The sequence below is a fragment of the Pirellulales bacterium genome (assembly GCA_019636345.1).
Lineage (GTDB): Bacteria > Planctomycetota > Planctomycetia > Pirellulales > Lacipirellulaceae.
In genome coordinates this window covers 164577-179114 of sequence record JAHBXQ010000002.1, presented here as the reverse complement: position 1 = coordinate 179114, position 14538 = coordinate 164577, and the positions used below count along the sequence as shown (strand labels likewise).

Genomic DNA, 14538 nt, shown 5'->3' with positions numbered 1-14538 from the left:
CCCGGAGGCGAGCAAGCCGCATCAGGAACTGCCGAACCAGGTCCGCTCGAGACATTCGCGCAGCGTCAACCGGGCCCGGGTCAGGCGAACCGAAAGGTTCGTCGGCGAAATGCCCAAAATGCTACAGGTTTCTTCGGTGGTCGACTCGTCGAGGACCCGCAATTGAAACGCGCTGCGCAGGGTCGGGCCCAGCCGGCCGAGGCAGCGGGCCAGGGCCTCCTGGAACTCGGCCGCCTCGGCGGTCGCCGCGGGGTCGCCCCCCCACTCGCCCGGAGAGGCCCGCCAATGGCCATCGTCGGCGAACCACTCGAGCCGCTCCTCGTCCCCCGCGACGGGAACCTCTCGCGACCGTTTGCGGTAGAAATCCGCGATCTTTCGCCGCAGGATCGCCGTCAGCCAAGTGAGCAGGGTCGAATCCCCCTCGAAGCTGGCGATCGCCACGACCGCGGCGGCCAAGGTCTCCTGGACCATGTCCTCGGCCGTGTGCAGATCCGGGGTGCGTCGGACGGCGTAAGCGAGCAACGCTTCGCCATGGTCGGCGAGCCACTGCTCGGCCTGGGCCGCCCGATTGCTGGAGTCGCTCGGCATGTTCCGATCGTTCCGAGGGCGAAAGAGAAGTCTCCGCACGGGGGGAGGATACCGCGACGGGTCGCTTGGCTCCAGTGCGGCTCAGCGAAATCGTGCGGCGGCGTGATCGCTCAGGCGATCGCGTCGAGCTGCGCTCCCTTGTCCACAGCCTTGCCGATTTGGGCGGCGGACGCCAGCATTTGGGAGACGGCGGCCCCTTGCGCCTTGGCGGCTTCGAGCGACTTGGCCGCCAGGGCGTAGCCGATTTGCTGGTGCACCGCCGAGGCCTGGGCGCTGAGCACGGCTTCGATCGCGCAATCGGCAGAACACATGACGGGCGCTCCGAGGAAAGGGGTACTCTGTTATTGGTCGCCGCAACGGAGCCGCCCCAAGCAAAGTCCGCCGCAGCGAGTTTTTTCCGCCCTCCGCCCCCCGGTAAATCCCCCCTGCGCGATACCTTCGGTCGTTTCGACCGGCTGCTGTCGCTCGGGATCGCCGCCACGCCGCAACCGGCACGGCAAGACCGAGACGATGACACCGTCGTCGTGCCCGTCGTGCCGCCGAGGTTCCCGAGCAGATCAGTCGTAGGATGAACCGACGATGAACGAACCATGCACGTGGCTGCCGGCGTCGTCGGACCTCCTGCTCGCCCGCGCGGACGGGGTCGATCTGTGGCTCGTCGCCGCCGGCGCCGAAGCCAATGCGTCGCACGCCGGCGAGCTGCTATCGGCGGACGAGCTCGAGCAATACGGCCGGCTCCGCAACCACGCCAAGCGAGATCAGGCGATTGTCGTGCGGGGGACGTTGCGAATTATCTTGTCGCGCTACATTGGCGTGGAGCCCGCGGAGTTGCAGTTCGCCCGCCAGCCGCAAGGCAAACCTGTGTTGCTGAGCCCGCAAGTGCCGCCGCGGATGGAATTCAACTGTTCGCACGCTGGTGCGTGGGGCTTGGTCGCGGTGACGGCCACGGGACCGGTGGGGGTCGACATCGAGGAAGTGCGCCCGCTTGCCTCGCCGGAAGGGTTCGCGCGCAAGACGCTCGCCCCTGCGGACGCCGCGGAGTGGGCGACCCTGGCGGACGACGCGGCGCGACTCATGAAGCTCTTCGAGGACTGGACCTGCAAGGAGGCGGCGCTCAAGGCCGCTGGTTGCGGGATCGTCGTGGGTCTCGACGCCGTGCGCATTCATGCGGCGGGAGAACAGCGGCGACTGGTCGAGCTTCCCCCGGCGATCGGCGGAACGCAGTGGCAGGTCGCTCTGCTCGCCCCCGCGCCCGGCTACGTGGCGGCCGTGGCGTGGCCGGAAAGCGTCGGGGCGCTCCCCCTGCGTTTGTTTCGGTCCCCGAAGCTCTGAACAACGGCGTCGCGACCGCCTGGACGGCAGGACTGGCTCCCCGATTGTACCGACTCTGCCGGCGGCGCCGTCGTTGATCCGGGGCGTGAGCTATTCTTCCCTGTGCCGATTGCACGGCCCTGCCCTGCTCTGCCGAGTTTGCACGACGCTTCGTATGACGACTGCCGCCGTCCCTCGCTCGTTCGTCGATCGCCTGCGGAGCGCCCTGCGCCGCCGTCCATCTTCCGGCGCACAAACCGGTTGGGGCGACGTTTGCCGTCGCGCGGCTCGTCGCAGCTGGCCTGGCGCCCTGCTGGTCGCGCTAGCGATCGTCCCGGCGGTCCAATGTTGGCGGACCGGGCTCGATCCGCTGATCGACTTCGGACGAGAGCTGTACGTGCCGTGGCGGCTGGCCGAGGGAGAGGTCCTCTATCGCGACGTGGCCTACTTCAACGGGCCGTTGTCGCCGTATCTCAACTCGCTGTGGTTCCGCTGGTTTGGCACAAGCCTCGGGACGCTCATGACGGCGAATCTGGCGATCTTCGCCGCGACGGCATTCGTCGCGTCTCGGTTGCTGTTGCGGATCGCCTCGCGCGGAGCGGCCGTCGCGGCGACCGCGCTGCTGCCGCTGCTGCTGGGATTCGGCAACTACGCGAGCGTCGCCAATTACAACTTCATCACGCCGTACTCGCACGAGATGACGCACGGCTTGCTGTTGGCCTTGCTCGCGTTGGCCGCCGCATGGCGGATCGACGACTGGGGTTGGCCCGCCGTGGTTGCCGCGGGGGCGTGTGTCGGCGGGACGTTGTTGACGAAGCCGGAGTTGGCCCTGGCCGCCGGCGCGGGGGTCGTCGCCAGTGCGGTCCTCCAGGGGATCGCCCGAGGGACGCCGGTGCGGCGCCTTGTCCTCGCGACAGGCGTGGCGGCGCTGTCAGCCGCAGGCGTGGCGCTGGCGGCAACCGCATGGCTTGCCGCGGCCATGCCGTGGTCGGAGGCGGTCGCTCACACGACGGCTGCGTGGCGCATGGCGGCCGACAGCGAGATTCGCCAGCTCGACTTCTACCGCCGCTGCCTGGGGACGTACGACCTTGCGGCGAGTTGCGAACAACTTGCCGTGAGCCTGCTGCTGGGGGTGCAGACGCTCGGGGCGGCGTATCTCGTAGGCCGCCGGTTTGGGCCGAAAGAACTGCGCTGCGCAGCAATCCCAGCCGCCCAAGGAGGAGTTTGGCGAATGCGGGCGGCGGCGCTGGCTCTCGGCACGCTCGCGGGCGGCGCCAGCCTGACGGTCGGATTCGACTGGCCGCTCGTCGAGCGCGCCTTGCCGGCGTGGCTTCTCGTGCTGGGGACGTGGCAGGGCGTCGCTCTAGCGCAACTTCGAGCACGATCCGGCGGCGGCCAAACGACGCACGAAGCGGCGGCAACCGCGGCCCGCAGGATCGCGTGGTGCGTCTTCGCCCTCGCGCTGCTCGCAAAGATCGTGCTGTTCGCGCGGGTGACGCACTACGGCTTCGCGCTTGCGTTCCCCGCCTTGGCCGCGGCGGTGCTTGCGATCTTCGACTGGGCCCCGCGGAACAGCGAAGGCCGCAGAACCTGGGCCGCGGCGTTGCCGTGGCTTGCCGCACCGCTGATGGCGGCTTACTTAGCCCACTACCAACTTGAGCAGTCGACGCACGTCAGCCGCGAGGTCGAACTCGGGCTCGTTCCGGGGGACCGCTTCTACGCCGGCGCCTCAGCCGCGTCGACGGCGTACGCGGCGCAACTCGTCGCCGAGCGCGTCGCGCCCGGCGAGACGCTCGCGGTGCTCCCCGAGGGGGTGATGCTCAACTACCTCGCCCGTCGCCCGTCGAGCACCCGCTACCTCACCTGGATGCCGCCGGAGGTGATCCACTTCGGCGAGGAGGCGATGCTCGCCGACCTTGCGGCCCGTCCGCCCGACTGGATCGTCGTCGCCCCGCGGCGTCTTGAGGAGTACGGCCAAGCTGATTTCGGCGCAGGATACTGCGAGGCCACGGCCGCGTGGATCGAGGCGAATTACGCGCCCGTCGAGCAGTGGGCCGAACGTTGGCGGCTGCTGCGGCGAGGCAAGCCGTGACGACCTGTCAAGCCGCTTTGCGGCGGGCGACGAAGTCCGCATAGTCGCCGGGGGTGTCGATCCCGCGGCAAGCGTGGTCGACCGGAGCCACAAGGATCGTCTCGCCGCACTCGAGCACGCGGAGCTGTTCGAGCTTCTCGACCGACTCGAGGCAGCTCACGGGGAGCGAAGTAATCCGCTCCAACAGCAGCCGGCGATAGGCGTAGATTCCCAGGTGGAGGTAGAACGTCGGCGGCTCGGCCGTAAGCAGCGCGTCGCTCCACTCGCGAGGGTGCGGGATCGCGCTACGGCTGAAGTAGAGGGCTCGGCCCGCGTGGTCGAACGTCACCTTCACGCAGGCCGGGTCGTCGAGTTGCTCGCGCGTGCGGAGCGGCGCCGCGGCGGTCGACATGCCTGCGGCCGGGTTGCGCTCGAGCTTGGCAATGACGCGGTCGATCGCCCGCGGGTCCATGTCGGGCTCGTCCCCTTGCAGGTTGACCAGGATTTCGGCCCGGGGGAGTTGCCGGGCGGCCTCGGCGACGCGGTCGGTGCCGCTGGCGCAGGCGGGGCTGGTCATGAGGACCTCGGCGCCGAACCGCCGGGCCTCGCGGGCGATTTCCTCGTCGTCCGTGGCGATGAGCACCACGTCCGGCCGCTGGGCCTGTCGAGCGACTTCCCAGGTGTGTTGCAAGACCGTCTTGCCGGTCTCGCGAAGCAGCATTTTGTCGGCCAGCCGAGTCGAGGCGCGGCGGGCGGGGATGATCAAAGCACAACGGGCGGCGGCAGCCGATTCCATGGCAGCGTTCCTTCGCATCTCAACGGGTGTCGACATCCTCCGAGTCGACGGCGGGGGAGGGAGAATACCGCGCGCCCGCGAGAACTCGCCAGAGCAGGTGCGCCGGGGAGAAGGAGCAAACAACCGCCCCTGGGCGCTCTTACGCCCCCCTTCCGCTCTCCCGCTTCCGCCAGTTTCCTCGCCTCCTTTCCGCGTAGGCCGACGTCCTTCGGGATGCTACTATTCCGAGGGGGCGCCAACGAGCGCATCGCCGCTGCTAGCGTCGACGGAGTTTGAACACGCGGGGGACACCAGCGCCATGTGCGGAATTGTCGGCTACGTCGGCTCGAAACGAGCGTCGAGCTTCCTGTTGTCAGGTTTGCGGCGGCTCGAGTATCGCGGCTACGACAGCGCCGGGATCGTCACGCTCGACGAGGGCCGGCTTCACGTCAACAAGACCAGCGGCCGGGTCGAGGAGCTGGCTGCCCTGGTCAAGCGGACCAAGCCGACTGGCACGACCGGCGTCGGCCATACTCGCTGGGCGACGCACGGCCCGGCGACCGACGTGAACGCCCACCCGCACCTAGGGGGGGGAGACGTGCTGGCCCTGGTGCACAACGGGGTCATCGAAAACTTTCGTCCCATCAAAGAGCACTTGATCGCCCAGGGTTACGAATTCCGCTCGGCGACCGACAGCGAGGTCGTCGCTCAGTTGATCGTTCATGAGCTTGCACAACTGGGGGACGAGGTCAGCGACGAGCTCGACCCCTACGCCCGGCTCGTCGCCGCGGTGCAGAACGCGCTGGCTCAACTGCGGGGGACGTACGGCCTGGCGATCGTCTTTCGGCAGTTCCCCGAGGCGGTCATCGCCGCCCGCCTGGGAAGCCCGCTGGTGATCGGCGTCGGCGACGGCGAGCAGTTCATCGCCAGCGACGGTTCGCCCCTGGCCGGCCACACCGACAAGATCGTCTATCTTGCCGATCACGAGATCGCGGTCGTCACCGCCGAGACCCTGCGGGTGATCCACCGCGACCAGGGGGACGTCGCCCACAAAGTCAAGCTGCTTGAGATCACGGCCGACGACGTGGAACTGGGCGAGTTCCCCCACTACATGCTCAAGGAGATCTTCGAGCAGCCCGAAACGGTTCGCAACGCGCTGCGCGGACGACTCGACTTCGACGCGGCGACCGCCAAGTTCGGCGGACTCAATCTCACGCCGCGGCGGTTGCGATCGATCGATCGGTTCGTGCTGACGGCGTGCGGCACGAGTTGGCATTCGGCGCTGGTGGGGGAGTACATGATCGAGGCCCTGGCCCGCATCCCCGTCGAGGTCGAGTACGCCAGCGAGCTGCGCTACCGCAATCCGCCGCTGTCGCCCAGCACGCTGCTGTTCGCCATCACGCAAAGCGGCGAGACGATCGACACGCTGGCCGCCATGCGCGAGATGAAGCGCAAAGGGCACATGACCTTGGCGATCTGCAACGTCGTGGGGAGCACGATCGCGCGCGAGGCGGACGGGGGGATCTACCTCCATGCGGGGGCGGAGATCGGGGTCGCCAGCACCAAGGCGTACACCTCGCAGTGCGTCGTCATGGCCCTGTTGGCGCTCCACTTCGGCCGCCTGCATCACCTGAGCTACGAGGCGGGACTGCGGATCATCGACGATCTGCAGGGGCTCCCCGAGTTGGTCGAGCGAGCCCTGGCCACGAACAACGCCTGTCGGCAGATCGCCGCCAAGTACGCCCACGCGAACAACTTTCTGTACCTGGGGCGACTTTACAATTTCCCCACGGCGCTCGAAGGGGCGCTGAAGCTCAAGGAAATCAGCTACATCCACGCCGAGGGCTACCCGGCCGCCGAGATGAAGCACGGGCCGATCGCCCTGGTCGACGAGCATACGCCTAGCGTGTTCCTCGTCCCGCGAGGCGGGGTGTATGACAAAGTCATGGCGAATCTCGAAGAGATCAAGGCCCGCGGCGGCCCGGTCATTGCAGTCGTCGAGGAAGGGGACGACGAGGCGGCCCAGTTGGCCGACGACGTGATCGAGATTCCCGCCGCGGCCGACTTCCTGCAGCCGATCGTCGCCGCCGTGCCGCTGCAACTCTTGGCGTACCACATCGCGGTCTTGCGCGGCTGCGACGTCGACAAGCCCCGTAACTTGGCGAAGAGCGTCACGGTCGAGTAGCGAGCGTCGGGGATCGCTTAGCCCACGAGCCGCTTCGATTCGACCGTCTCTTCGTCGGCGGCCGGGTGGAGCTTGATCGCCATGCGAGGCGGGCTGCGGCGTTCTTGGACGAACCCGCGGCGACTGTCCTGAAAGAACTCGGCGAATTCGGCCGCCGGGCCCGCGGGGTACTGCTGCTGGAGCGCGGCGACCACTTCGTCGAACGACAGCCCGCGGCGATAGATCAGACGGTAGGCTTCCTTGAGTTGGAGCGCCTCGTCGCGGTCGATCCCCGCGCGACGGATCCCGACCCGATTGAGCCCTACGATCAGCCCCGAGTCGCCATCGGTGAGCACGAACGGAGGGACGTCTTGGACGATCCGGGCGCAGCCGCCGATCATCGCCAGTCGACCCACGCGGCAGTGCTGATGGACTGCCACGCCGCCGCCCAGACACGCTCGGTCGCCGACCTGAACGTGACCGCCCAACAGGACGTTGTTGGTGAGGATGACGTGGTTGCCCACTTTGGCGTCATGGGCCACGTGCGCCCCAGCCATGAGATAGCAGTCGTGGCCGATGCGGGTTTCTCCCGTCGTAAATATCGACCGGTGCACGGTGACGTTCTCGCGCAGCGTGCACCGTTCGCCGACGACCACCCGTCCGGGAGGCTCCGGGGGCGAGAGATGCTGCGGACCGCCGCCGACGACGGCGCCTTCGCAAACCGTCACGTCGCGGCCCAGGGTGACCCCCGTCTTCACCACGGCACCGGAGAAAAGCCGACAATTCTGGCCGACGACGGCGCCGGGTTCGACGACGCAGAACGGGCCGATCTCGACGCCGGAGTGCACAATGGCCTGGGGACTGACGACGGCGGCGGGGTGAATGCTCACGCTTGTGGGTCCTTCGCTAAGCGTCTGCCAAGCGTCGCGAGCGGTGCGGGGGCGCCCGTGCGTCGTGCAGGCAAGGGTGCCGGAATACGAATCCAGCGTATTTCCAGCAAGGCCAGTCCTTTCCAGGCCGCTGGCGGTGTTATCGGTCAAATCGGTCGTAGCGGGTGAGCCCGAGGCGCAACAACGGCGCCGCGGCGTCCCGCACCGGGACGACGGGCAGCTAGCAATGGGGGTCCCCGGAGCGGCAAGCGCCGGGTAAACTCGATCGTTTCACCGCCGCACGCATGCGGCTCGCTTAAGGAACTCCCCCATGGCCGACGTGGTCGCCCTGTACGACGAAGCCGATCGCCTGAAAGCCGCTGGCGATCTCGAGGCCGCCGCCGCCAAGCTTGCCGAGACGCTGGAGGTCGACGAGACTTACGCCTTGGCCCACGCCGCCTTGGCGGTGGTGCTGCAGCGGCTCGGTCGGCACGAGGAGGCGGTCCGCCATGCCCAACGGGTGTGCGAACTCGAGCCGAACGACCCGTTCAGCTTCACCGCGATGAGCGTTACGTTCCAGCGCGCCTACGCCGGAACGGGCGAAACGGGGTACATTCGCCTCGCCGAAGAGGCGATGGAGCGGAGCCGGATGCTCAGCCAGCGCTAGAACCGCGCGGCGCCGCTCGCATTGGCGCCTTGCACTTGAGCTGAACTTGCTTGCCGCCTCAGGCCTGAGGCGGCTTGGCGACGACGCGCTTGTTGACGTCGACCTCAAGCACGCCGAAGGTCTGCTCGTGCCGCTGCACCGACAGGTGCAAGGCGTGCAGCAGCCGCTTGGCCGTGAAGTAGTTCGTGACGATTCGCTCGGTCACTTTGACCGGCTCGGTGGGAACGCCGAACGGCTGGCTGTTGAGGCCGAAATCGATGATGAGCTCCTCGGGGGTGCCCGTCACGCGGCAGAAGTTGGCGTAGCATGCCGTGGCCGTCGAGTCGTCGACCTGCACCCGCTGGGGTTGCGCTTGCTCGCCCTTGGCTGGCGAGGAGGTTTCTTTGATGTCGTCGGCCATCGTCTTGCTCCTATTCACTCTCAGGTACGGCAATCCCTTTGCGAACGTCGTCGCACTGACCGCAGTGTACGGGAGATTCCGCCGATCGGCTATCCCCGCCGAGGGCGGAGCCGCTCGCTGCGAACCGTCAGTCGAGATCTCCTCCGTCGCCGCGGCGGATGCGCAGGATGACGCTCTCGCCTGCCGGACCCGGCATGGCGTAGGTCGCGGCCTTGCGAAGTTCCAAGCCGTGCATCAGTCCGCGATGGCGAGCCTCCCCCCGTTCGTCGACCCATGACCGCCCCTTCACCAGCAGCAGTTCGTCGAACGACTCCCAATACGGGGCGAGCCAGGAGAGCATCTTCGCCAGCGGGGCGACAGCCCGCGCGACGATCGCGTCGAACGTGCGGACCTCCAGCAGTTCTTCAGCCCGGCAGCCGAACACCTCAGTCGGCAGGCCGAGTTCGTCGACCAGCGATTGCAGCACCTTGGCTTTTTTCTGGGTCGACTCGCACACGGTGACGCGCAGGTCGGGCCGGCAGATGGCGATCACCAGCCCGGGAACTCCGCCGCCGGAGCCGACGTCGAGGACGCGTCGCTTCGGGGCGATCAACTTCGCCAGTTCGAGGCTGTCGACCACGTCGCGGCCGACGAACTTGGCGTGGGTCGTATGTCGCGTGAGATTGAGCTGCTCGTTCCATCGCCACAGGGCTGCGCGATACCGATCGAGCAATTCGACGCGCTCCGGCTCCAGCTCGATGCCGTGGGCGGCGAGCGCCTCGGCGAGCGTAGCAAATTCGGCGGCGGAATCGTCGGGGGTCACGCGAGCGGGTCTGGTCGAGAGGCGAGTAGGGCAATCTTGCCCCGATGCGGGGCGTGGGGCAGTATGGGGGATCGCCGCGCCGGCGCGAAGGGCCGGCTGCTGACCAAGCGAGTTCGCGGCTGGTTCCGTCGCTGCTTGCCCCCCTTCAACCGGCTGTCGCATGTTCGCCCTGTTGAATCTCCGCAAACCTCCCGGACCCACGTCGCGCGACGTGGTCAATCGGGTCCAGCGGCTCGTTCGACCCGCCAAGGCGGGTCACGCGGGCACCCTCGACCCGATCGCCTCGGGGGTGCTGGTCGTCTGCCTCGGACAGGCGACGCGGCTGACCGAATACGTCCAGCGAGCGCCCAAGACCTATCGGGCGACGTTCCTGCTGGGACAGCGCAGCCCCAGCGACGACGTGGAGAGCGAGGTCGAACTGGTCCCCGGGGCGCCCGTCCCCGGCGAGGGGGAGCTGACGGCCGCGCTCCCCCGGTTCGTCGGGACGATCGAGCAGCGTCCCCCGGCGTTTTCGGCAGTGAAGATCGCCGGGCAGCGGGCCTACGACTTGGCCCGGCGCGGCAACGAGGTGAAGCTCGCCCCGCGACCGGTTGCGATCCGCTCGCTCCGACTGCTGGCGTACGACTATCCGCGGTGCGAACTGGAGATCGTCTGCGGCAGCGGAACGTATGTCCGTTCGCTCGGCCGCGATCTGGCCGAATCGCTGGGGACCTCCGCCGTGATGGCGGCGCTCGAGCGGACGGCGATCGGACCGTTTCGCGTCGAAGCGGCCGCCGACCCGCGCACATTGACGGCCGAGATGTTGCCGAATTGCTTGATCTCGCCGCTGGAGGCGGTCCGCGACCTTCCCCAGTGGGAATTGGCGCCTGCGGAACTGGCCGATGTCGCCTGCGGCCGGCTGCTGCCGCTCCCAGCCGGGGTGACCGAGGCGGCGGAGTTCGCCGCGCTCGATCCGGGCGGGCGGCTTGTGGCGATTCTGCGTCGGCACGCCGCCGGGCAGTACAAACCGGCCCCCAACTTTTCGCAGCCGTAACGACCGGCACGACGGAGCCGGATTCCGCCCGCAATCGAGGCGATTCTCGCGGCTCCCGCACCCCCGACTGCTTGGCTCGCGGGAACAATTGCAGCGGGGAGAGAATGCTCCCTCGCGGCGGCGTTCGCATTGACGCGGTTGTACGCACGGCCGCAGTCGTGCGAATCGTCCCCCAGGGGCAAGGGCTGCGGCAGGGCGACTTCCGATTGCATCCCCCTTGCGGCGAACGCCGAAACCATATCGCAGGCGAGGTGCGCGTGACTCCAGGACGGCGTCGTTGTGCGCGTGGCTCGCCCCCTGCACCTGTGAGTCAGCGTTACGGACATCCCGTTGGGCACGGAAGCGCCCTGCGATCCAATTTCGCCCGGCCGATCGCGGCCGAGCGACGACGAGCTCGCCGCGACCTGCGTCGCGTCGGTTCGGCGGTTGGTCGTTCATGCATTCCGCGCCTATGTTCGAGAATCGTAGTCTCAAGCTCGATCTGTTTTCGCTCGGTCTGGCGGCCGCGGCGCTGGTGATCACCGCGTCGCTGGCGACCTACGACCCGGCCGACCCGCCGAGTTCGCTCGTCGATCCCCCCCGACAGTACGTGAACAACGCCTGCGGGCGCGTCGGCGCCTACGCGGCTCACGCCCTGTTCGCCGGATTCGGCTACGGGGCGTTCTTTGTCGCCGGTTCGATTGCGCTGGTGGCGGTCATGCTGACCGTGCGGCGCGAGTTCGACCAGCCGGTGCTCCGCGGCGTCGGTTGGACGGTCACGCTCGTGGCGTTCACCACCCTGGCGGCGATGGCGCTTCCCGACAGGTCTCCAGGACCGGAGATCGGCGCCGGCGGATACCTGGGCGCGATGGGCTGGGCGCTGCTTGAGTCCCATTTTGCCGTCGCCGGGGCCTATATCTTGGCACTTGCCGTACTCATGGCCGGGCTGCTCTTGGCGACCGACTATCTCATGTTCCGGATGGCCGCCGGGGCGACGGCCGTGTCGGGACTCGGCTTCCGGGCGCTCGGCTCCGCCGCTCGACTGCCGCTCGCCGCGGCGACCCGCCGCCGAGCCAACGACGTCGACGGCGAACTTGACGAACTGCTGGACGAGTCCGACGAAGAGGACGAAGACGCCGAGGAAGCGGACGGCGAGGAGGAATACGAGTACGAATACGAGGAAGAGGGGGAAGAAGACGAAGAAGCCGAGTGGGAGGAAGAAGACGAAGCCGAGGAGGCTGAGTCCGACGCCCTCACGGTGCGCACCCCCGCCGACCGCAACGCGGAGGACGCTTCTCCTGCCGCTACGGCGGCAGCCGCCGAGGAACCCTCGGGCCTCAAACAGAAGCTCGCCACCGCGCTCGGCATCAAGTCCCGCCACAACAAACCCGCCTCGGCGAAGGAGGCCAAGGTCGCCGAGCAAGACGAGGTCGCCCAGATCATCGACCAGCTCGAAGCCGCCGACAGCGCCCCGCCGGAGGATCTGAATTACGAGCTCCCGCCGCTCGATCTGCTGCTGGAGTCCGAAGAGGTCAGCTACGAGGAGCATGAGCGCGAGGTCCGCCGCAAGGCGAAGATCCTGGAGCGCACGTTCCGCGATTTCGGATTCAACGTGAAAGTCGTCGAGATCGAGACCGGCCCGGTAATCGCCCAGTACGAGGTGCAACTCGAAGCGGGCCTGCGATTGTCGAAGATCACCGGTCTGGCCGACGACCTGGCAATCGCGCTGCGCGTGCCGAGCGTGCGGATCGTGGCCCCCATCCCCGGCAAGAACACCGTCGGGATCGAGGTCCCCAACGAACGGCGGCAACTGGTCCGCATCCGCGAGATCATCGAGCAGTCCAACGGGACCGCGAAGCGGATGAAGATTCCGATCTTCCTGGGAAAGGACGTCTCTGGCAATCCGCTGGTGGTCGACTTGGCCGCGCTGCCCCACTTGCTCATCGCCGGGCGCACGGGCACGGGCAAGTCGGTCTGTCTCAACTCGATCATCGTGTCGATGCTCATGGCCCGCGGCCCCGACGAGGTGCGGATGCTGATGATCGACCCGAAGATGGTGGAGCTCTCCGGCTACAAGAAGCTCCCCCACCTGATGCACCCGGTCGTCACGGACATGAAAAAGGCCGAGGCGATCCTTGCCTGGGCGGTCGACAAGATGGAGGAACGGTACACGCTCCTCGCTCGAGCCGGGGTGCGGCACCTGACCGTCTACAATCAACTGAGCGAGGAAGAACTGCGCGAGCGGATCCAACCCGCCAGCGAGGCGGAGTGGGAGCACGTCCCGCGCAGCCTGCCGTTCATCGTGATCGTCGCCGACGAAATGGCCGACCTGATGATGACCGCCGGCAAGGAGGTCGAGCAGCATATCATCCGGCTCGCCCAAAAAAGCCGAGCGGTCGGCATCCACCTGATCCTCGCCACGCAGAAACCGACCGTCGACGTCATCACGGGGTTGATCAAGTCGAACCTGCCGGCCCGGATCGCGTTCCAAGTCGCCAGCAAGACCGACAGCCGCGTCGTGCTCGACGAGAACGGCGCCGAGAAGCTGCTGGGCAACGGCGACATGCTGTTCCTCTCCCCCGGCACCAGTCAATTGCTCCGCGGGCAGGGGACGTACCTGTCTGACGATGAGATCACGCGAGTCACCGATTTCGTCGGGACCGACAGTCCGCAGTTCGCCCGCGAGTTGATCGAACTGAAGACCAAAGACGAGGAGGAGGCCGGCGCCGGGGGCGGCGGAGCCCTCAAGAATCGCGACGAACTGTACGAGCAGGCCGTCGACGTCGTGGTGCGCGAGCGCCGCGGCAGTTGCTCGCTGCTGCAGCGGTGCCTGGGGATCGGCTACGGCCGAGCGTCGCGGCTGATCGACTTCATGGCCGAGGACGGCATCGTGGGACAGTACAACGGCTCGCAGGCCCGCGACGTGCTGCTGACGGTCGAGGAGTGGGAGGCGATGGCCCGCGGCGGCGAAGCGGGTCCGCCGCCGACGTCGCTGCTCGACGGCCCGTCGACCGTTGCGACGGCCGCGACCGTCGCTCCGAAGCCGCGGCGGCCGAACATCATCATCCCCGGCTCCGACGAGCCGAGCGACCTGGAACCCGCGGCGACGCGCGCCGACTTCGGCTCGTCGGCGCCCCCCGCTCCGACCCGCCGCCCGTCGCTCGCGGGGACGACGCTCAGCGCCGCCGCCGCAACCATGGCCGCGACCGCGACGCTGACCGCCCCGTGGGAGGAGGACCAAGCCGACGAGGAAGCGATCGGCCAAATCCGGACCGCGGCGACGAATCGCATATCGCCGAGTCCGTACGATTCGGAACTGGAAGAACCCGCTGCGTGGTCGGAGGTTGACTCGGAACTCGAAGCGAACGACGACGCTTCGGATATCGTCGAGGACGACGACCAATGGGAAGAAGCCGCCGAGGACACGGCCGAAGACGTTGCGGACGCCAACGAACAACTCGAAGCAAATGAAGCCGCTGCGGACGAACTCGACGAAGAAGAGTCGGAGGACGAAGAGGAGTACGAATACGAGTACGAAGACGAAGAAGAGGACGCCCCGGACGAGGACGAGCCGGAGTTCGACGAAGAAGAAGCCGAGACTGACGTCGAGGCCGAAGCGGAAGTTGACGAGATCGACGAGGATGAAGAAGTCGACGAAGCGGACGACGACGAACTCGAAGACGAAGAAGCGGAGTACGAATACGTCTACGAGTACGAGGACGAGGACGAGGAAGGCGCCGAAGGGGATGAAGGCGAAGAGGACTGGGAGGAAGACGAACCCTGACGCCCCGGTCGGTGCTGGCCGCTGCCTGCGGCTGTGCCGAGGAAAGTCGGGGAATGCCGGGGTTCTTGGACTTCTGACCCTCAGGGCGGTCGTTG

The 14538-nt window shown here is 67.7% G+C and carries 11 protein-coding genes and 1 pseudogene; 6 read left to right on the top strand and 6 right to left on the bottom strand.

What is annotated here, in order from left to right; all coding sequences use genetic code 11:
* Window positions 1-21: 21 nt before the first annotated feature.
* Window positions 22-588: a sigma-70 family RNA polymerase sigma factor gene (locus KF688_04565; GenBank protein ID MBX3424932.1), complete on the bottom strand. Its 567-nt coding sequence runs from the start codon at window positions 586-588 to the stop codon at window positions 22-24.
* A gap of 110 nt (window positions 589-698) precedes the next feature.
* Window positions 699-899, bottom strand: coding sequence for a hypothetical protein (locus KF688_04560; protein ID MBX3424931.1), 201 nt, complete (start codon window positions 897-899; stop codon window positions 699-701).
* 268 nt (window positions 900-1167) lie between these two features.
* On the opposite strand from KF688_04560, the gene KF688_04555 reads away from it, so the two are divergent.
* Together KF688_04555 and KF688_04550 are read left to right on the top strand one after the other, a co-directional pair.
* A complete protein-coding gene (locus KF688_04555) occupies window positions 1168-1920 on the top strand; it encodes a 4'-phosphopantetheinyl transferase superfamily protein (GenBank protein MBX3424930.1) in 753 nt (250 codons plus the stop codon).
* Window positions 1921-2074: 154 nt separating this feature from the next.
* Complete coding sequence (locus KF688_04550) at window positions 2075-3991, top strand: hypothetical protein (protein MBX3424929.1); 1917 nt, start codon at window positions 2075-2077, stop codon at window positions 3989-3991.
* A gap of 7 nt (window positions 3992-3998) precedes the next feature.
* Here the strand turns inward: KF688_04550 and kdsB are convergent, their stop codons facing one another.
* A complete protein-coding gene (kdsB, locus tag KF688_04545; protein MBX3424928.1) occupies window positions 3999-4766 on the bottom strand; it encodes a 3-deoxy-manno-octulosonate cytidylyltransferase in 768 nt (255 codons plus the stop codon).
* A 298-nt stretch (window positions 4767-5064) separates the two neighbouring features.
* Between kdsB and glmS the strand changes: the two genes are divergently transcribed.
* Window positions 5065-6930, top strand: a complete 1866-nt coding sequence (glmS, locus tag KF688_04540; GenBank protein ID MBX3424927.1) for a glutamine--fructose-6-phosphate transaminase (isomerizing) — start codon at window positions 5065-5067, stop codon at window positions 6928-6930.
* Between the two features lie 17 nt (window positions 6931-6947).
* Here glmS and lpxA read toward each other — a convergent pair whose 3' ends face one another.
* A complete protein-coding gene (gene lpxA / locus KF688_04535; GenBank protein MBX3424926.1) occupies window positions 6948-7799 on the bottom strand; it encodes an acyl-ACP--UDP-N-acetylglucosamine O-acyltransferase in 852 nt (283 codons plus the stop codon).
* Window positions 7800-8109: 310 nt separating this feature from the next.
* On the opposite strand from lpxA, the gene KF688_04530 reads away from it, so the two are divergent.
* Window positions 8110-8445 (top strand): tetratricopeptide repeat protein, encoded by a 336-nt coding sequence (locus tag KF688_04530; protein MBX3424925.1) that lies wholly within the window; start codon window positions 8110-8112, stop codon window positions 8443-8445.
* A gap of 58 nt (window positions 8446-8503) precedes the next feature.
* Here the strand turns inward: KF688_04530 and KF688_04525 are convergent, their stop codons facing one another.
* Both KF688_04525 and rsmG read right to left on the bottom strand, forming a co-directional pair.
* Window positions 8504-8845 (bottom strand): DUF3467 domain-containing protein, encoded by a 342-nt coding sequence (locus KF688_04525; protein MBX3424924.1) that lies wholly within the window; start codon window positions 8843-8845, stop codon window positions 8504-8506.
* A gap of 127 nt (window positions 8846-8972) precedes the next feature.
* A complete protein-coding gene (rsmG, locus tag KF688_04520; protein ID MBX3424923.1) occupies window positions 8973-9809 on the bottom strand; it encodes a 16S rRNA (guanine(527)-N(7))-methyltransferase RsmG in 837 nt (278 codons plus the stop codon).
* Between rsmG and truB the strand changes: the two genes are divergently transcribed.
* Entirely contained in the window at window positions 9808-10680 is an 873-nt protein-coding gene (gene truB / locus KF688_04515) for a tRNA pseudouridine(55) synthase TruB (GenBank protein MBX3424922.1), read from the top strand. The two genes, rsmG and truB, sit on opposite strands and share 2 nt — an antisense overlap.
* A gap of 451 nt (window positions 10681-11131) precedes the next feature.
* Window positions 11132-13741 (top strand): annotated as a pseudogene (locus tag KF688_04510) (DNA translocase FtsK).
* The last annotated feature ends 797 nt before the right edge of the window (window positions 13742-14538 follow it).

What these genes read in the sequence shown, in the direction of transcription:
- KF688_04565 (MBX3424932.1), bottom strand. Translation starts at nt 588, where the DNA reads ATGCCGAGCGACTCCAGCAATCGGGCGGCCCAGGCCGAGCAGTGGCTC.
- KF688_04560 (MBX3424931.1), bottom strand. Translation starts at nt 899, where the DNA reads ATGTGTTCTGCCGATTGCGCGATCGAAGCCGTGCTCAGCGCCCAGGCC.
- KF688_04555 (MBX3424930.1), top strand. Translation starts at nt 1,168, where the DNA reads ATGAACGAACCATGCACGTGGCTGCCGGCGTCGTCGGACCTCCTGCTC.
- KF688_04550 (MBX3424929.1), top strand. Translation starts at nt 2,075, where the DNA reads ATGACGACTGCCGCCGTCCCTCGCTCGTTCGTCGATCGCCTGCGGAGC.
- kdsB (MBX3424928.1), bottom strand. Translation starts at nt 4,766, where the DNA reads ATGGAATCGGCTGCCGCCGCCCGTTGTGCTTTGATCATCCCCGCCCGC.
- glmS (MBX3424927.1), top strand. Translation starts at nt 5,065, where the DNA reads ATGTGCGGAATTGTCGGCTACGTCGGCTCGAAACGAGCGTCGAGCTTC.
- KF688_04530 (MBX3424925.1), top strand. Translation starts at nt 8,110, where the DNA reads ATGGCCGACGTGGTCGCCCTGTACGACGAAGCCGATCGCCTGAAAGCC.
- KF688_04525 (MBX3424924.1), bottom strand. Translation starts at nt 8,845, where the DNA reads ATGGCCGACGACATCAAAGAAACCTCCTCGCCAGCCAAGGGCGAGCAA.
- truB (MBX3424922.1), top strand. Translation starts at nt 9,808, where the DNA reads ATGTTCGCCCTGTTGAATCTCCGCAAACCTCCCGGACCCACGTCGCGC.
- rsmG (MBX3424923.1), bottom strand. Translation starts at nt 9,809, where the DNA reads ATGCGACAGCCGGTTGAAGGGGGGCAAGCAGCGACGGAACCAGCCGCG.